The sequence below is a fragment of the Brevundimonas vesicularis genome, from assembly GCF_027886425.1.
GTDB lineage: Bacteria > Pseudomonadota > Alphaproteobacteria > Caulobacterales > Caulobacteraceae > Brevundimonas > Brevundimonas vesicularis_C.
This window is the reverse complement of sequence record NZ_CP115671.1, coordinates 894,011-911,032: the sequence shown is the minus strand read 5'-3', so window position 1 is coordinate 911,032 and position 17,022 is coordinate 894,011. Positions and strand designations below refer to the sequence as shown.

Annotated in this window: 20 protein-coding genes and 2 tRNA genes; 8 read left to right on the top strand and 14 right to left on the bottom strand. The window is 65.6% G+C overall.

The features are described 5' to 3' along the window. Positions 1-49: 49 nt before the first annotated feature. Positions 50-1,984, bottom strand: a complete 1,935-nt coding sequence (locus tag PFY01_RS04545) for a peptide MFS transporter (protein ID WP_066624011.1) — start codon at positions 1,982-1,984, stop codon at positions 50-52. Positions 1,985-2,265: 281 nt separating this feature from the next. Between PFY01_RS04545 and PFY01_RS04540 the strand changes: the two genes are divergently transcribed. Beyond that, positions 2,266-3,417, top strand: coding sequence for an N-acetyltransferase (locus PFY01_RS04540; protein ID WP_271042582.1), 1,152 nt, complete (start codon positions 2,266-2,268; stop codon positions 3,415-3,417). Here the strand turns inward: PFY01_RS04540 and mscL are convergent, their stop codons facing one another. The 7 genes from mscL to aroA all read right to left on the bottom strand — a co-directional run bounded on the left by mscL (position 3,418) and on the right by aroA (position 8,950). Next, positions 3,418-3,840: a large-conductance mechanosensitive channel protein MscL gene (gene mscL, locus PFY01_RS04535; RefSeq protein WP_066624021.1), complete on the bottom strand. Its 423-nt coding sequence runs from the start codon at positions 3,838-3,840 to the stop codon at positions 3,418-3,420. 23 nt (positions 3,841-3,863) lie between these two features. After that, a complete protein-coding gene (locus PFY01_RS04530) occupies positions 3,864-4,154 on the bottom strand; it encodes an integration host factor subunit beta (protein ID WP_039244165.1) in 291 nt (96 codons plus the stop codon). A gap of 282 nt (positions 4,155-4,436) precedes the next feature. After that, positions 4,437-6,140 (bottom strand): 30S ribosomal protein S1, encoded by a 1,704-nt coding sequence (rpsA, locus tag PFY01_RS04525; RefSeq protein WP_066552585.1) that lies wholly within the window; start codon positions 6,138-6,140, stop codon positions 4,437-4,439. Between the two features lie 198 nt (positions 6,141-6,338). After that, the gene (gene cmk, locus PFY01_RS04520) at positions 6,339-6,983 is read right to left on the bottom strand and encodes a (d)CMP kinase (RefSeq protein WP_165115386.1); all 645 of its coding nucleotides are present in this window, start codon (positions 6,981-6,983) and stop codon (positions 6,339-6,341) included. Positions 6,984-7,083: 100 nt separating this feature from the next. Beyond that, on the bottom strand, positions 7,084-7,365 hold the full coding sequence (locus tag PFY01_RS04515) for a hypothetical protein (RefSeq protein WP_271042581.1): 282 nt from the start codon (positions 7,363-7,365) through the stop codon (positions 7,084-7,086). Then, positions 7,362-7,622 carry a hypothetical protein gene (locus PFY01_RS04510; protein ID WP_271042580.1) on the bottom strand — a complete coding sequence of 87 codons (261 nt, stop codon included), beginning with the start codon at positions 7,620-7,622 and terminating at the stop codon, positions 7,362-7,364. The genes PFY01_RS04515 and PFY01_RS04510 overlap by 4 nt, the downstream gene beginning before the upstream one ends. 5 nt (positions 7,623-7,627) lie before the next feature. Further along, entirely contained in the window at positions 7,628-8,950 is a 1,323-nt protein-coding gene (aroA, locus tag PFY01_RS04505) for a 3-phosphoshikimate 1-carboxyvinyltransferase (RefSeq protein ID WP_420197061.1), read from the bottom strand. Between the two features lie 122 nt (positions 8,951-9,072). Between aroA and PFY01_RS04500 the strand changes: the two genes are divergently transcribed. Together PFY01_RS04500 and PFY01_RS04495 are read left to right on the top strand one after the other, a co-directional pair. After that, the gene (locus tag PFY01_RS04500; RefSeq protein WP_055752793.1) at positions 9,073-9,534 is read left to right on the top strand and encodes a TIGR02300 family protein; all 462 of its coding nucleotides are present in this window, start codon (positions 9,073-9,075) and stop codon (positions 9,532-9,534) included. A gap of 290 nt (positions 9,535-9,824) precedes the next feature. Then, positions 9,825-9,900: transfer RNA gene (locus PFY01_RS04495), tRNA-Ala, on the top strand. Positions 9,901-10,052: 152 nt separating this feature from the next. Here the strand turns inward: PFY01_RS04495 and PFY01_RS04490 are convergent. Continuing rightward, positions 10,053-10,376 carry a hypothetical protein gene (locus PFY01_RS04490; RefSeq protein WP_055803275.1) on the bottom strand — a complete coding sequence of 108 codons (324 nt, stop codon included), beginning with the start codon at positions 10,374-10,376 and terminating at the stop codon, positions 10,053-10,055. 80 nt (positions 10,377-10,456) lie between these two features. After that, positions 10,457-11,533 carry a ribosome small subunit-dependent GTPase A gene (gene rsgA, locus PFY01_RS04485; RefSeq protein ID WP_271042578.1) on the bottom strand — a complete coding sequence of 359 codons (1,077 nt, stop codon included), beginning with the start codon at positions 11,531-11,533 and terminating at the stop codon, positions 10,457-10,459. 177 nt (positions 11,534-11,710) lie between these two features. Here rsgA and PFY01_RS04480 point away from each other — a divergent pair, with 177 nt between their 5' ends. Beyond that, positions 11,711-11,962, top strand: a complete 252-nt coding sequence (locus PFY01_RS04480; protein WP_055805252.1) for a DUF2171 domain-containing protein — start codon at positions 11,711-11,713, stop codon at positions 11,960-11,962. Positions 11,963-11,980: 18 nt separating this feature from the next. Here PFY01_RS04480 and PFY01_RS04475 read toward each other — a convergent pair whose 3' ends face one another. Beyond that, positions 11,981-12,634, bottom strand: coding sequence for a DUF1345 domain-containing protein (locus PFY01_RS04475; RefSeq protein ID WP_271042577.1), 654 nt, complete (start codon positions 12,632-12,634; stop codon positions 11,981-11,983). 146 nt (positions 12,635-12,780) lie between these two features. Here PFY01_RS04475 and PFY01_RS04470 point away from each other — a divergent pair, with 146 nt between their 5' ends. Continuing rightward, entirely contained in the window at positions 12,781-12,924 is a 144-nt protein-coding gene (locus PFY01_RS04470) for a hypothetical protein (RefSeq protein WP_153925618.1), read from the top strand. A gap of 189 nt (positions 12,925-13,113) precedes the next feature. Continuing rightward, positions 13,114-13,776: a DNA polymerase III subunit epsilon gene (locus PFY01_RS04465; RefSeq protein WP_271042576.1), complete on the top strand. Its 663-nt coding sequence runs from the start codon at positions 13,114-13,116 to the stop codon at positions 13,774-13,776. Positions 13,777-13,828: 52 nt separating this feature from the next. On the opposite strand, the gene PFY01_RS04460 is transcribed toward PFY01_RS04465, so the two are convergent. Then, a tRNA-Val gene (locus PFY01_RS04460) sits at positions 13,829-13,903 on the bottom strand. Positions 13,904-14,039: 136 nt separating this feature from the next. Next, positions 14,040-14,396 (bottom strand): cell cycle two-component system response regulator CpdR, encoded by a 357-nt coding sequence (gene cpdR, locus PFY01_RS04455; protein WP_017506825.1) that lies wholly within the window; start codon positions 14,394-14,396, stop codon positions 14,040-14,042. Between the two features lie 112 nt (positions 14,397-14,508). On the opposite strand from cpdR, the gene PFY01_RS04450 reads away from it, so the two are divergent. Further along, positions 14,509-15,333, top strand: coding sequence for an N-formylglutamate amidohydrolase (locus tag PFY01_RS04450; RefSeq protein WP_271042575.1), 825 nt, complete (start codon positions 14,509-14,511; stop codon positions 15,331-15,333). Between the two features lie 260 nt (positions 15,334-15,593). On the opposite strand, the gene PFY01_RS04445 is transcribed toward PFY01_RS04450, so the two are convergent. After that, positions 15,594-16,277 (bottom strand): DUF599 domain-containing protein, encoded by a 684-nt coding sequence (locus tag PFY01_RS04445; protein ID WP_055803258.1) that lies wholly within the window; start codon positions 16,275-16,277, stop codon positions 15,594-15,596. 139 nt (positions 16,278-16,416) lie between these two features. Here PFY01_RS04445 and ppa point away from each other — a divergent pair, with 139 nt between their 5' ends. After that, positions 16,417-16,977 (top strand): inorganic diphosphatase, encoded by a 561-nt coding sequence (gene ppa / locus PFY01_RS04440; protein WP_066552596.1) that lies wholly within the window; start codon positions 16,417-16,419, stop codon positions 16,975-16,977. Positions 16,978-17,022 lie beyond the last annotated feature (45 nt).

Here is a 17,022-nt window from a genome sequence, read left to right as displayed (position 1 = left end):
AAGCCCCGGCGGATCGCTCCGCCGGGGCTTTTCCATGATCAGGCGTCGATCAGTGGCTAGGCGTCGAGGCCGCAGGACGGGCGACGTTGCCGTCTTCCTGACCGCGATCGTTCAGGGCAGGGCCAGGGTGGTTGTCCCCGTCATTGGCGCCGTGCGACCAGCCCTTGATGAAGTGGCTGATGACAATGAAGGCCACGCCGATACCCATGCCCCACAGGCCCAGCAGCTTGAACACTTCAAGCGAGGTCTGCAGCGCAAGGCCCGGGTTCAGCACCTGGCCGCCGACCGTCTCCGTACCCGCCAGGCCGGCGATCCAACCGCCGACATATTGGGCGATGGAGCTGGCCAGGAACCAGACGGCCATCATGAAGCTGACCACCTTGGCGACGGACAGTTTTGTGATTTCCGACAGGCCCACCGGCGACAGGAACAGCTCGCCGGTCGTGTGGAACAGATAGAGCAGACCCAGCAGGAGCAGCGGCATCTGGAAAGCCGAGTTGGCCATGCCGGCGCCCCACACCACGATCATGAAGCCCAGTCCGACCTGAAGCAGACCGAGGCCGAACTTCAGCGTGGGGTTGGGGTCCAGGTTGCGCTTGCCCAGGAAGGACCAGAGCGCGGCCATGATCGGTGCGAAGATCAGGATGAAGCCCGCATTGAACGACTGGGTCTGGGCCGCCGTGATGGTGGCGTCGATCCAGGGACCCGACGTGCTGAGACCGGCGGCGGCGATCTGGGCCGGGGTGCCGACGGTGACGCCCAGAAGCTGGAACGCCTGCGGGGTGATGCTGAGATCGACGTTACGGTCGGCGAACAGGTTCAGCGAGGTGCCTGCCTGTTCGAACAGGGTGAAGAAGACGACCGACCCGAAGATCAGCACCAGGGCCAGCATCATCCGCTCACGCTGCGCCTTGTTCTCGCAAACCTTGACGATGACGTAGAGGATGAACAGCAGCGACGCGACGGTGGCGGCGCCCAGGACCCAACCCACCAGGGCGTTTCGCTGAACCATGAACCAGACGACGCCGACGCCCAGGATGCTGAGCAGATAGATCGACCATTCGCGGTTGATCGGACCCAGCATGGGCTTGCTCAGATTGGCTTCGGCCGGAGGCTCGCCCTTGCCTTGCAGCAGGGGTTTGCCCAGCACGAAGACCACCCAGCCCAGCGCCATGCCGACGCCGGCCAGGCCAAAGCCTGCCCACCAGCCGACGGTCTGACCCAAAAGGCCGCATAGCACCGCCGCCCAGAAGGCGCCGAGGTTGATGCCGTAGTAGTAGAGGGTGAAGCCGGAATCCCGCCGCGGGTCACCTTGCGGATAGAGCTGTCCGACGATGGTCGAGATGTTGGGCTTCAGGAAGCCGACGCCCATGATGATGAAGGACACCGCCAGATAGAAGACGTTCACGCCCGCCATGTCGCGGGTCGCGTCGATCTTGTATTCGCCGGTCGGCAGCACGGCCGGCAGCGGCGAGGCGGCGGGCAGGTTCTCGATCGCCAGGCCGTTCTCGGCCGCCTCAAAGGCGTATTTCTGGCCGTTGACGACGATCGACACTTCACGCGCCGCGCCGCGGCCTTCGGCGTCGATCTGATAGGTCTGACCGGCGTAGGTCAGGGTTTCGGTCGCGGGACGGCCCTCGAAAGCCATCATGCCGTGACCGGCGACCAGGAGCAGGGCGCCGAAGGCGACGGCCTTGCGCGTGCCGATGAAGCGGTCGGCCATGATGCCGCCCAGCAGGGGCAGCAGATAGACCAGCGAGGTGTAGGAGCCGTAGGTCGACCCCGCCATGGCGTCGTCGAACAGGAAATGTTGCGTCAGGAAGAAGATCAGGATGCCGCGCATGCCGTAGTAGGAGAAACGCTCCCACATCTCTGCGAAGAACAGGATGATCAGTCCGCGCGGGTGGTTTTTGAGGATCTGCATCAGCACCGGCACGCCCGTGGCGAAGGTGATGATCAGTCCAAGGGCGACGACGATGTTCATGCGCGCGTCCCCCTAATCGTCTTCACGCGTCGTGTAAGTCGCGCCTTCCCCAAATCCGTCCTCAACGGCTCACTCCCAACTGCCGCGCCGCTTATCGGGCGCGCGAAAGGCGCATACCCAGCACAGCGGGCGAATCCGAACAAGTGTTAAGGCTGTCGCGGGGCGCCCGAGCGACGCGCGAGGAAAGCGAAAAACAACCCTGGGTGACGCCCGATGGCGCCCTTCCTGCTACTCTGCTCCGGCAGGAACGCACACGGTTTCATAATGAGAAGGCGCGCCAGATGTCTGTCAGACCGATCGCCGCTCCAGACCATGAGGCGCTGAACCGGCTGCATCGTCAGGTTGGCTGGCCCGAGCGGTCGCCGGCCGGATGGCGCTGGCTCGAGGCCAATCCGGCGCGTTTGGCGCTGGGCGCGCCGGCCGGCTGGGTGGTCGCCGACGAGAACGACAACGCCGTCGCCATGCTGGGCAACTTCATCCAGCGGTTTCGCTACGGCGCCCAGGACCACTTCGGCGCCACCGGCTTTTCGATCATCGTGCCGCCCAGCCAGAAGGGCGCCAGCCGGCCGCTGATCCGCACCTTTTTGAAACAGCCAGGCCTGTTCGCCCGCTACACCTTCAACGCCAATGCACGCTCGGCGCCGCTTTACGGCCTATTCGACATGAAGCCCTGGCCGGCCCAAACACACGGGTTGAAGCTGTCGTGGATCACCGATCGTCTGGCCTGCGCCCAGGGTCGTGTTTTGCGCCTGCTGCTGGGCCGCACCTCCGCCGAGACCGCCGCGCATCTGGGCGAGCGGCTGATGAACGGGCGCGTGTTTGGCCAGACGCCGCTGGTGCTGCCGGCTGGAGTGACGGTGCTGCGCGATTTGTCGGACGCCTCGCCCTATGCGGACTTCTGGCGTCGGCTGTCGCAAGAAGAGCGTCTGCTGGCGGATCGCAGCCCGGAAATCCTCCGCTGGCGGTTGGCGGACCCCGACCTGACCCTGCCGCCGGTCATGCTAACCTGCGTCAAAGACAGCCGCATCGTCGGGATGGCCATGGCGCAGATGACCAAGACCAGCCTGATCGAGCCGCCCTATCTGGATATTCTCGATCTGATTGCGCTGGAGACGGCGCCCGAGGCGATTGGGCTTCTGACCCAGGCGCTAATCGACAACGCCCGCGCGCTGGGGGCCACCAAGGTGCGGCTGCAGGTGGTGACGCCGCGCTTGCTGGCGCAGTTGGGCGATCTGGCGAAGACGGCGCGGCGCGAAGGCGGCTGGGGACACTGCCACGCCATCATCGACGATCCTGCGCTGGCGGCCGCCTGGGCGCCGACACCGTTCGACGGCGACTACGGCATCTGTTCGCGCACGCCGCCGATGCCCAAACCCTTGGCTGACGCCGCAGTCACGCGCCCCACCTTGGGCGGGCGCGTGTCCAAGGCCTGATCAGGCGTTGGGGCGGGCCTTCAGCTCGTCGCGGATCTCGGCCAGCAGCGCTTCGGTCGCCGTCGGCGCGGCGGGCGCCGGATCGGGCTTGGCGGCTTCCTGACGACGCAGGGCGTTGATGCCCTTGACCACAAGGAAGACGACCCAGGCGACGATCAGGAACTGGATCACGGTGTTCAGGAAGGCGCCGTATTGGATCGCCACCTTCTCGACGGCCTCGGTCGCCGGGTTCTCAGCCCTCAGCACCCATTCCAATTCCGAGAAATCGATGCCGCCGGTGATCAGGCCGATGGGCGGCATCACCACCTGATCGACCAGGCTTTTGACGATGCCGTTGAAGGCGGCGCCGATGATCACGCCGACCGCCAGGTCCACGACATTGCCCTTGACCGCGAACTCGCGAAACTCCGACAGCAGGCTCATGAGATTTCCTTGAGAAAGTTAGATCAGGCGTCGCCCGAGGCGTTCAGCCGCTCGCGCAGCTCCTTGCCGCTCTTGAAGAAGGGGACAGCCTTGGCAGGCACTTCGACGGTTTCGCCAGTACGCGGATTGCGACCCGCGCGCGCCGGGCGCGACCGCACAGACAGGGCGCCGAAACCGCGCAACTCGACCCGGCCGCCTTCGGACAGGGCCGAGGTCATGGTGTTGAGGATCACATTGACCAGCCGCTCGACCTCGGCGTGGGTCAGGTGGGTATTTTCCGCTGCAAGCTTCTCGATCAGTTCGGACTTGATCATCTGCGCCCCCGCGAGCTCGGAATGACGGGCTGTTTCGCCCGCCGTCGATCCAGAGCCCACACCCTAACCTTCGACAGGCTCTGTAAAAAGCCCTTATCCGACAATGATGCGCGCCATTCTCAAGAAAAATGTCCGGAAGTGCACACAGCAGTGTGCCAGACAGAGAAAAGGGCGACGGGATTGCTCCCGCCGCCCTCATTCTTTTCGCTATCGCAGAGCGCGCGGCGCTCTGCTGATTGAGCGAGGCGACCGAAGGACGCGATGCGCCCTTCGGCTTGAGCCTTACTCCTTGGTGCCGGCGTTCTTCAGCGCGGCGCCCAGGATGTCGCCCAGCGAAGCGCCCGAATCGGACGATCCGAACTGTTCGATGGCTTCCTGCTCGTCCTTCATTTCCAGCGCCTTGATCGACACGGAGACGCGGCGCGAGGCCTTGTCCACGGCGGTGATCATGGCGTCGACGCGGTCGCCGACGGCGAAGCGTTCCGGACGTTGCTCGTTGCGGTCGCGCGACAGGTCCGACTTGCGAACGAAGGCCGTGACCGGCGCGTCGTCTTCACCGAACTTGACCTCGATGCCGCCCGACTCGATCGCCGTCACGGTGACGGTGATCTGCTGGCCGCGGCGATAGGTGTCGCCCTCGCCGATAGGATCGCCGCCCAGCTGCTTGATGCCCAGCGAGACGCGTTCCTTCTCGACGTCGACGTCCAGGACCTTGGCCTTGACCATCTCGCCCTTGCGGTAGCGCTGGATGGCCTCTTCACCCGACACCGACCAGTCGAGGTCGGACAGGTGCACCATGCCGTCGATGTCGTTGTCCAGGCCGATGAACAGGCCGAACTCGGTGGCGTTCTTGACTTCGCCCTCGACGGTCGAACCGATCGGGTTGTTGGCGACGAAGGCGTCCCACGGATTGTCCTGAGCCTGCTTCAGGCCCAGCGAGATGCGGCGCTTGGAGGCGTCGACATCCAGAACCACGACGTCGACTTCCTGCGAGGTCGAGACGATCTTGCCGGGGTGGACGTTCTTCTTGGTCCAGGACATTTCCGAGACGTGCACCAGGCCCTCGACACCGGCTTCCAGCTCCACGAAGGCGCCGTAGTCGGTGATGTTGGTGATGCGGCCCGTGTACTTGGCGCCGACCGGATACTTGGCTTCCACGCCGTCCCAGGGGTCCGACTGCAGTTGCTTCATGCCCAGCGAGATACGCTGGGTGTCCGGGTTGATCTTGACGATCTGGACCTTGACGGTGTCGCCGACGGCCAGAACCTGGCTCGGGTGCGAAACGCGCTTCCACGACATGTCGGTGACGTGCAGCAGGCCGTCGATGCCGCCCAGGTCGACGAACGCGCCGTAGTCGGTGATGTTCTTGACGACGCCTTCGCGGACTTCACCCTCGGCCAGCTGACCGACCAGTTCCGTGCGCTGTTCGGCGCGGGCTTCTTCCAGGATGGCGCGACGCGACACGACGATGTTGCCGCGCGGACGGTCCATCTTCAGGATGGCGAAGGGCTGTTCCTTGCCCATCAGCGGGCCGACGTCGCGGACCGGACGAATGTCGACTTGCGAACCGGGCAGGAAGGCCGAGGCGCCGCCCAGGTCGACGGTGAAGCCGCCCTTGACGCGACCGACGATGGCGCCGTTGACCGGCTGGCCTTCGGCGAACACGACTTCCAGACGGGTCCAGGCTTCTTCGCGACGGGCCTTGTCGCGGCTGATGACGGCTTCGCCCAGGGCGTTCTCGACGCGCTCCAGGTAAACCTCGACGTTGTCGCCGACCTTGGGCAGGGCGCCGTCGTCGCCTTGGCCGAATTCGCGCATGGCGATGCGGCCTTCGGTCTTCAGACCAACGTCGATGATGACGATGTCTTTTTCGATGCCGACGACGCGGCCGTGGACGACTTGGCCTTCGCCAAAGTCGCGACCCGACAGTTGTTCGTCGAGCAGCGCCGAGAAGTCGTCGCGCGTGGGGTTGAGAGTATCAGACATGAAGCTCTGGTGTTTCCAGTGGGGCTGTGGCGCGTAACCGAAGGACGATCCCGCGCGAGGTGGACCCCTGACGCAGCGAAAGGCGGCGCGCGGGGCGATGGGAAAAGGTGGAATCAGGTCGTCGGGATGCGAGAACGTTCAGAACGATCAAAACGCCCGCGGAGGCCGAGGGTGGGAGCGTTGGATTTGCGAAATGGGTCAGAGACCGTGTTTCGCGCGCGCCGCCTCGACGATACGGCGGGCCGCATCGAAGGCGGCCTCTATACCCAGATCGGTCGTATCCAGCAAGACCGCGTCGTCGGCCTGGACCATCGGGGCCGCCCCGCGCCCGGCGTCGCGCTCGTCGCGGCGCTGGATGTCGGCCAGCATGGCGTCAAAGGCGATGTCCGAACCGCGCGCCGTCAGCTGCTTCCAGCGGCGCGTGGCCCGCACCTCGGGCGTCGCGGTGACGAACAATTTGGCCTGAGCGTTCGGCGCAATCACCGTGCCGATGTCGCGTCCGTCGAGAACCGCGCCGCCCGCCTGGGCCGCGAACGCCTGCTGCAGTTCCAGCAGAGCCGCTCGCACGCCGGCGAAGCTGGCGACACGGCTGGCGGCCTCGCCCGCCTCACCTGTCGTCAGGCGCGGATCGTCCGACAGACCCGCCGCGTCGAGGCCCCGCGCCGCCTGCGTCGCTGCGGCTTCGTCATCCAGCGATCCGCCGTCCGCCAGAACCTTTGCGCCCACGGCCCGGTACAGCAGCCCCGTATCCAGATGCGGCAGACCATAGGTCTGGGCCAGACGCGCGGCGATGGTCCCCTTGCCAGAGGCGGCCGGTCCGTCGACGGCGATGATCAGGGTCAAGCAGGTCTCCGCAGCGCGTGGCGCATTTCAATCTCGATCCCAAACGCACGGGAGGCCGAACCTGATAGCGAGGATCGCCCGACCAATCCAGCCGCAGGCCTCAGTCTCGGCGTCCGACCAAATCACGAATTGCAAGGCCGGCCAGCAGGACCGCCAGGCCCGCCCCGGCCGCAACCGACGCCACATAGAAGCAGACCACACTCCAAAACAGCAGGGGTCGGTCCGCCAACAGAACGTCTGGCCCCTTTCGGTTGTTCAGCACCCCGGCATCCAGGCTTTGGACGATCTCTCGGGCTCCGATCACGCAGAACCAGCCGATCAGAATCGCGATCGCCAGCGTCAGGATCGGCTTGATCCAGCCCGACGGCCCCGGCCGGTTCACGACCATGCCTTCCAACGCGCCAGAACCACGACCGCGAAGGCCGCCAAACCCAGCCAAACCAAACAGGCGACGCCGCTCAGCGCCACGGTCGAATAGAAGAAGGCGTCGCCCTCGGCCCTGAGATGCACGGCGCCATGCTTGCCCGAGACCCGGCCTGTCGTCACCCCTTGCCAGACGATCCAAGCCGTCCAGCCGGCTCCGCCCAGACAGGTCAGAAAACCGAGGACCGCGATGCCTCGACCGACAACGTCGCGCACGGGCTTCACGCGATACGCCCGCCCAGGCCGTTCATCATCTCGACGAAGCCGGGGAAGCTGGTGGCGATCATCCCAGGCTCGTCGACCGAGACCGGCTGTTCGGCGGCCAGGCCCAGGACCAGATGGCTCATGGCGATGCGGTGGTCGTGGGCGGTGTGGACCAGGCCACCGCCACGCACCGACCTGCCCTGGCCGGCGCCGGTGACGATGAAGCCTTCCGGCTCCTCCTCGACCTGAACGCCGCAGGCGCGCAGGCCCTCGACCATCAGCGAAATCCGGTCGCTTTCCTTGACCCGCATTTCACCCACACCGCGCATGACGGTGACGCCGTCCGCAAAGGCCGCCGTCGCCGCCAGGATCGGATATTCGTCGATCATCGAGGCGGCGCGATCCTCGGGCACGACCACGCCCTTCAGGGACGAGTGACGGGCGGTGATGTCGCCGACCTCTTCGCCCCCGGCCTCACGCCGGTTGGTGATGGTCAGGTCGGCGCCCATCTCGATCCAGGTGTCGAACAGGCCGGTGCGAAGCGGGTTCAGCATCACGCCCTCGACCGTGACCTCCGACCCCGGAACGATCAGACCGGCCGCCAGGGGGAAGGCGGCAGAGGACGGATCGCCCGGCACGGCGACGAAGGTCCCGGTCAGGGCCTGACCGCCCTTCAGAGTCACCTTCCAGCCCTCGCCCCTCTCCTCGACGCCCACCTCGGCGCCAAAGGCCCGCAGCATGCGCTCGGTATGGTCGCGGCTCTTTTCCGGCTCGACCACCGAGGTGACGCCCTCGGCGTTCAGACCCGCCAGTAGGATGGCCGACTTCACCTGGGCCGAGGCCACCGTCTGCACATAGTCGATGGCCTTCAGCGCGCCGCCAGTCAGGGCCACCGGGAGCCGATCCTCGGCCGCCTGCCAGTCGAATGCCGCACCCATGTCCGCCAAGGGTCCCGTGACCCGCTTCATCGGCCGCTTTCTCAGCGAGCCGTCGCCATCGAAGGTCGCCGTCAGCGGATAGCCGGCCGCCGCGCCCATCAGCAGGCGCACCCCGGTTCCGGCGTTGCCGCAGTCGATCACCGAAGCCGGCGTCTTAAAGCCCCCCGCCCCCTCGACCCGCCATCTGCCGTCGCCGGTCCGCTCGACCTTGGCGCCGAAGGCTTCGACCGCGCGGGCGGTGGCCAGGACGTCGTCGCCTTCCAGGAGACCTTCGACCTCGGTCACGCCCGACGCCATTCCGCCCAGGATCATTGATCGGTGAGACATCGACTTGTCGCCCGGCGCGCGGACCTTTCCGGTCAGGGCGGATGCGCGGCGCGAAGTCAGTTGGGACGGCATGATCACCCGCTTCAGGCTGTATTGTGCGAAGGGCCGCGCGGGCGGCGCGAAAGACAGCTTTTGACAGCGGGTCAAAGGGGTGGCAAGGGACCGCCCCGAATTCAACCCGTTGAAAGCATCCAAACGTGGCCAATCCCGAACTGGGCGCCAAACAGGTCTGCCCCAACTGCCAGGCGAAGTTTTACGACCTGAACCGTCGCCCCGCACACTGCCCCAAATGCGGAACCGACTTCGATCCCGAAGAGGCGATGAAGCTGCGCAGCCGCCGCGCCCGTCCCGGCTATCCGTCCGACGATGAGGACACGGAAGATCAGGTCAAGGACAAGAAGGTCGACGGCGACGAGGACGAGGAAGACGACGTCAAGACGCCGGAAATCGACGAGGAAGGCCACGAGCCGATCCTCACGCCGGACGACGAGGACGAGGACTCCCCGGCTGACGCCTCGGAAGAAGCCGGCATGGGCTCGACCGACGGCGACGACGATCTGCTGGCCGACGACGATGACGACTCCGTGCCGTTCATCGAAGACGAAGACGACGACTCGATCGACGACGAGATCGCCAAGCCGTCGCGCGACGACGACTAATTTCTTGGGTCTATCGCGCTTCGCGCGACTTGAGGCCCGACTTGCTGTGGGCTTCTCGCGATCTGGCTCAGATTCTTGTTGCACCCGCCGCATTTCCCGTTAGGGAGACGCGGCGGGACAGCAGGCCTTTCACATCTTTCGGTTTGAAAAACCTGCGTATTTTCACCCTTGGGAACGCGGTGAAAATAAATCTCGAAACGGGCTTGATCGCAGAAAAAGCCTGACCTAGTTTCCGCCGCCTCGCCGGGGGCCATCGAAAGATGAACCGGGCGATCCAGACCGACAGGTCCGGGGCTTTAGCTCAGTTGGTAGAGCGCTTGCATGGCATGCAAGAGGTCAGCGGTTCGACTCCGCTAAGCTCCACCATCGTCGCCTCCGAGCACCGCAAGGTGTTCGGAGGGACGGCCATCCTCCCCCACATTTCGATCCGCAGAAGTCGCCAGTCGGTGCCCGTCTCTCGTCCGATGACCGATGCGGCAGGCGGCTCGATCCGAACCTCCCGCCGCGATAGCCGCCGATCAGTTCTCGACTTCGGTCGATCCTTGGCGGAACTCTTCGGCCGGCACGAAGGCCGAGCCTTCTTCATCCAGCACCCAGACGCCGATCAGGGCGGGGTGATCCGGGGTGACGTCTTCGTCCAGCAGGTCGCCCTCATAGACGCCGACGTTGCTGTAATCGAAATCCAGCAGCAGCTGATCGGCCATGTCGATCATCTCGTCGGCCATGCGCCGTGCATAGCCCACCGCCTCGCTGGCGTCGGAAAAGTCGTCGGTCAGCGTGTTGACCTCTGCGGCCTCGCTGCCCTGAACGGCGCTGGTGGTGACGATGGTGAATGCGGACATGGTGATCTTTCTTAAGTCTAAGGACTTCACCTAGCCCGTTTGGCCCCGCAACACGTCGAAATTCGGTTGCGCCATCGACGCTATCGATCGGCCCCGCCCCGATCGTTGCGCTTCGTCGCGCGATAGACCTTCTGCAAGCCGCCCAGCCGCCGGCGTTCCGCAGCCTTGGCGATCCGTTCCGCCTTGTCCCCTGCGGCCGCCAGTTCCGACTTCAGCTTCTGGAAATGCGCCCAGCGCGGTCCCTCCAGCGTGCCGTCCGCCAGGGCCGCCTGGACAGCGCATCCCGGCTCGCTCACATGGCCGCAGTTGGTGAAGCGGCACTCCTGCATCAGGTGTTCGATATCGTCGAAGACCGCTTCCACACCCTCTTCGGCGTCGATCAGGCCCACTTCGCGGATGCCGGGCGTGTCGATGATGAGACCGCCGCCGGGCAGCGGGATCACCTGGCGATGGCTGGTTGTATGCCGTCCCTGGTCGTCGGATGCGCGGATCGCCTGGGTCGCCATCCGATCCTCGTTCAGGAAGGCGTTGACCAGGGTGGACTTGCCGACACCCGACGAGCCGATCAGGACACAGGTCTCGCCCGGCTTCACCTGAAGACGCAGCGCCTCCAGGCCAACGCCTTCGCGCGCCGAGACGGTCAAGACCAGTGTCTGCGCCTCCAGCGCCGCCACCTGAGCGAGCTCGGCTTGGGGGTCGGCGCTGAGATCCGACTTCGTCAGAACGAGAACAGGCCGCGCTCCGCTGTCCATCGCGGCAGCCAGGAAACGCTGTATCCGGCGCGGATTCAGATCCGCATTCATCGAGGTGACGACAAAGGCCACGTCGATATTGGCCGCCAGGATCTGGGTTCGACGCACGCTGTCGGCCGCCCGCCGCACGAAGGCCGTGCGGCGAGGCAGGACGGCGTGGATGGTGGCGGCGCCGTCCTGAGGGTTCGGCGACAGAGCCACCCAGTCGCCCACCGCAGGGGGCCCAGTCTCCTGGGCTTCGTGCCGCAGTCGGCCGGACGCCTTGGCCTGAAGCTCGCCCGCATCCGTGACGACCAGATAGCCGTTGCGATGCTGGAGGATGACGCGGCCCGGCGTGTGACCGGCATGGGCATGCGGCGCAAATGCCGTCGCCCAGACCTCGGACCATCCATACTGTTCGATCAAGTCAACGGCATCCCTGTCGCTCGCGCTCCTCAGCCGGCTTGTGCTGAACACTGTCCCAAAGCCTTGCCAGTCGGCGGGGCCGCGAACAAGCATGCTCGCCGTCCCAGCGCCTCGGGAACGAAATGTCGGTCGGCGGCGCTCCGCTATCGAGACGATGTTCAGCGAGGAAAAACAGCGATGAGCGAGATCAAGGAAGGCATGGAAGTCATCGGAGCCGACGGCGTGCACGTCGGCGTCGTGGACCGGGTGGAGAGCGACCGGATCAAGCTGACGCGCCGCGAGAACACCGGCGCCCACGCCGATCACCACCACTATATCGAGAACGGTTTCGTCGCCGGCGTCGAGGGCGACAAGGTGCGCCTGTCGGCCAACGCCGATGTCGCCGTCACGCTTGAAGAAGAAGAATCCGGTCGCCCGGTCGATCTCTGACCGAACGGCTCCGCGTGCCTAAAGCAGCGTGGCGGCCAGATTGACCGTCAGCGCCAGGATAACGGCGTTGAAGAACCAGGCGATCAGGCTGTGAAACGTCGCCAGACCGCGCAGCTTGCGGCTAGAGATCTGCACGTCGGCCGTCTGGTTCGCCACGCCGATGATCAGGGCGAAGTGTAGAAAATCCCAGTAGTCCGCGTCATCCTCACCCGGAAAGATCAGCCCGCCCTGATCGCCCTTGCCGTCGTCACTTGGGGCGTAGAAGCCGTGGGCGTAATGCAGGGCGAAGATGATGTGCACGTACAGCCACGACAGGCCGACGGTGCACACTGAAAAGACCGCCTGCCCGACGGTCGGCTTGCCGTCGCTGGCCACCATGGCGAGGACGAGGACCACGACGCTGGCCACGGCCGCCGCCATGCTGAGCGGCAGGACCATAACGCCCGGCTGATCCAGTTCCGCCGCGCGACGCCGCATCGCCTCCTGAGAACGCGCGCGGAAGATCCGCACAAAGGTGGCAACGAGAAAGGTCGCCACGCCCGCGTCCCAGCCGGCCGCCAGTCGCATCGGCCATCCGACGCTGGCCGGCGCCAGCGCCGCGACGGCCGCCATGACCAGCAGCCCGAGCCATAGCGACAAATGCAGACGGAACAGGCGCGCGACAGATCCCATGCCGCGAGATTGCGCATTCCTGGTCGCACGTCCAGCGACCACGCGGCCGGCGAAGCGGCTACGACGAAATGGATTTCGTCTCATTGAGGGACACGTCTGTCGGCGACGTCATAGAAGTGTCGCTTATCGTTTCGGGGGAAACGCGAATGCTGGTGTCGATCGTGATCGGCGAGGCTCTTTATCTGGCGCATCGCTGTCGGCGGGCGCTGATCGCCTCGCCCGTGGTGCTGGTCGGTCTGTGGGCCGTGATGACCGTCATGCCGCACGGGTCGGTGCACTTGCCGAACTGACGACGCGCCGTCGGCGGTCTTTCCAGGCGCCGGACCGAATCCGGCGCCCCAGGCGTTGTCAGGTGTGAAAGCCACGCCGAGGACGCCCTGACCGACTTCACGCCATCCCCCCAACGCATCCGCGTCATCGATCTGGAGACGGCCGGATCCGGCCCTCAGGACGTCTGCGAGATCGGCTGGCAGGACGTGGTGCGTGACGGGGCCGGCCCATGGCGTCTGGATGCGACGCGTGGCGCCCGTTTCGTAAATCCCGGTCGGCCGATTTCGCCCGACACCATGGCGATCCACCACATTCTGGACGAGTGGGTTCAAGACGCCGGCTATTGGAAGGCCGTCGCCCCGCTCATCCTTCGTCCCGAGGCGGGCGTGATCGCCTTGGCGGCTCACCGGGCCAGCTTCGAGCAGCGGTACTGCACCCCTGCCCTGTCAGGCGGCGCAAGGTGGATCTGCACCTGGAAATGCGCCCTGCGGCTGTGGCCCGACCTGCCGCGCTTCTCCAACCAGATGCTGCGCTATCTGCGCCGGCCCGAGGGATTGGTGCATGAGTTGGGCCTGCCGGCGCATCGCGCCCTGCCAGACGCCTATGTCACCGCCCATCATCTGCGCGACATGCTGAACCAGACGACCGTCGAGCAGCTACTGACGTGGAGCCGCGAACCGGGGCTGCTGCCCCGCGTGCCCGCCGGGCCTGAACGCGGCAAGCCGTGGAGCGCGGTGGATGCCGATCGGCTTCAAATCCTGGCGTCGGGACGCGACATTGACATCGCCTTCACCGCCGCGACCGAGCTTCGCCGCCGCGGCCTGATGACGGACACGGCCGTCCGGACGTCGGATCAGGCACGGCTGCTCTAGCGCGCGAACACCAGCCAGGACTGATGGCGACTGATCTGAAAAGAAAAGGAAATGGTGGACGCGACAGGGATTGAACCTGTGACCCCCTCGATGTCAACGAGGTGCTCTCCCGCTGAGCTACGCATCCGCCGTAGGGCTCCGAAAAACGTCTTCGGAGCGGGAAGAGCGGTCGTATAGCGGCGAGGCCGGTCGGCATCAAGCCGATTTAGCGGCAAGAATGCGATTTCTCGCCAAACGCTGCTCGGCCCAGCCGTCGTTAGTGTTCAGGCGGCGACCATCCGCTCGACCTCATTGACCAGATCGCGCAGGTGGACGGGCTTGGACAACACCTTGGCGTCCGGCGTGGCCTGGGCGGCGGTCAGGGCCACGGCGGCGAAGCCGGTGATAAACATGATGCGCAGACCGGGTTGGCGAGCGGCGGCGACGCGGGCGACCTCGATCCCGTCGGCGCCCGGCATGACGATGTCGGTCAGCAGCAGGTCGTAGGGACCGTGTTCCAACGCGTCGATCGCGTCGTCGCCGTTCTCGCAGTCGATGACCTGGTGGCCTGCCCGCTCCAGCGCGCGCGTCAGAAATCCGCGCAACGAACCGTCGTCTTCGGCCAGGAGAATACGCGCCATTCGAGAAACACCCTTGAAACAGACCGCAAACCTAGAGCCGGAACGGTAAACCGCCGATGAAATTCGCCGATCAGCCGACTTCCTTCCACAGCGAAACGCGCTAAGCGGGAGCATGACCGACGGCGGCGACAGCTTTTCGATCACCGCCCCGGCGGCGGACGCGCCCGCGACGGCGTTGGTGTTCGCCTCGCCCCACTCCGGCGACCTGTATCCCGACGACATGGGCGCCGCGCCGGGCCTGTCGCGCGCCAGCCTGAAGAGCGCCGAGGACGCTTTGGTCGGGAGTTTGGTCGCAGAGGGACCGCGCAGGGGGGCCGCGCTGATCGAAGGCCGGATCGGCCGGGCCTATGTCGATCTGAACCGCGATCCGTCCGAGCTGGACCCGGCCCTGATCGCGGATCTGGAGGGGCCGGTGGGGGCCAAGACGGCCGCCGGTTATGGCGTGATTCCCCGATTGGCCGGCGACGGCACGCCGCTCTATGCGCGCCGGCTGACGCTGGCGGAGGCCACGCACCGCATCGCCAGGGTCCACGCCCCCTATCACCAAGCCTTGGGCGAACAGATGCAGACGACGCGCGCGACGCACGGACGAGCCGTGCTGATCGACTGGCATTCGATGCCGGCGCGCGCCGTCGGGGCCGAGGTCGTGCTGGGCGATCGATACGGCTCGGCCTGCAGTGCGCAGCTCAGCCGACGGCTGCGCGAGTTGTTCGAGGGCTTGGGCTGGCGCGTGGCGCAGAACCATCCCTACGCCGGCGGCTGGTCGACCCAGCGCTGGGGACGGCCGGACGAGGGCTACGAGGCCATCCAGATCGAGCTGAGCCGCAAACTCTATCTGGACGAGACGACGCTGGCCCCCAACGCGACCTACGCCAGGACGCAAAAGGCGCTGTCCCGCGTGATCGCCACCTTGTGCGCAGATGCGTGGTCGGCCTGACTGATCGCTGATCAGATCAAAAAAAAGCCGCACCCGAGGGTGCGGCATTAAAAGTCTATAGGGAGGAAACGCCCAGGAAGGGCAAGACGCCCGAAGGCGTCAGAGGTCAACTTAGGTTGCGATGCACAATGGGTCAAGACCCATGCGCGCCTGCACGGTCACGCCTTGTTACGGAAATATGGCGGATCGCCCGACAAGACGGCGCTCTTTCGACCAAAGTCGGACGGGGCGCTCAATCTCGCAACTGCGAAAGGATAGGGTCAGTTGTCCAGCAGGCGCCGTGCGTTGCGAATGGCGCGGGCGGCAGGTGACGCCTCTTGGCGATAGATCAACAGACCGAAGGACGAGGCGACGCCCAGCGCCAGCCACAGCGGTCCGAACAGCCAGGCCGCCGCCGCCAGGGCGAAATAATAGCCGCGCACACCCTGACTGAAGGAACTGAGCGCAGGGTTCAAAAGCTGGCCCGCCGCCTCGCTGAAGGCCTTGCGGTCGGTCTTGGTGTGGATCTCCGGCGCCGCACCGATCAGCGCCAGGGCGTAGTTCATCTGGCGCAGCGCCCAGATAAAATCCAGAAAGCCGCGCGCCAGGCAGATCAGCACCAGCGCCAGCTTCGCCTCCAGAATCTTCATCGGCACGTTTTCGGCGCCGACGGCGGCGAACCCCTGAAGCGCGCTCTCGCCGCCGAACAGGATGCCTGCGACCGCCGCGATCAGCAGCAGGTTGGTGGAGGCGAAGAAGGAGGCGGAGTTGATCGAATGACCCATCAGCTGGCTGTCGATCAGCTTCATCTCGCGATGAGTCATGGACTGCATCCAGGCCGCCCGGACATGCTCCATGTCCTGGTTCAGCGAGCCGCCCCGTCGGCTGATGAAAGCCAGGATGGGGCTGTATCCCAGCCAGCAGATGAAGAAGAGGGCCAACGCCGCCCAATCGGTCCAGGTCATGATCCAGATGTCCGCGATGATGCGCCGCGACGCAAGTCCGCCGGGCCCGTGTTCGCCACATGTCGCCCTTGCCGTGACGGGCCGGGGAGCCTATCACCCTTCGCCTTTCAAAGTTTCGCAGTCGCAGCAAAGACCCGCCATGAACCTCGACGCCATTCCCGTCGGCCCGAACGCTCCTTGGGACATCAACGTCATCATCGAAATTCCGCAGGGCGGCCTGCCGGTGAAATACGAGATGGATAAGGCCTCGGGCGCCCTGTTCGTCGACCGCTTCTTGCACACGGCCATGTACTATCCGGGCAACTACGGCTTCGTGCCGCACACCCTGTCGGACGACGGCGACCCCTGCGACGTGATCGTGCTGAACCCGACGCCTGTCGTTCCGGGCTGCGTCATCCGCTCGCGCCCCATCGGCGTGCTGAAGATGACGGACGAGGCCGGCGGCGACGAAAAGATCCTGGCCGTGCCGGTCGATAAGCTGAACCCCTATTACACCGAGATCGCCAGCTATCGTCAGCTGCCCGCCATCCTGATCGAGCAGATCGAGCACTTCTTCACCCGCTACAAGGACCTGGAGAAGGGCAAATCGGTCAAGGTCGAGGGCTGGGGCGACGCCGGCGAGGCGGCCGACCTGATCGCCAAAGGCATGCAGGCCCACCAGGACAAGCTGGCCAAGAACAAGGCCGCCAACGCCGCCTGATCCGGGCGACAAGCGCTTGAAGCCTTAAGGCGTCCTCCGACCGGG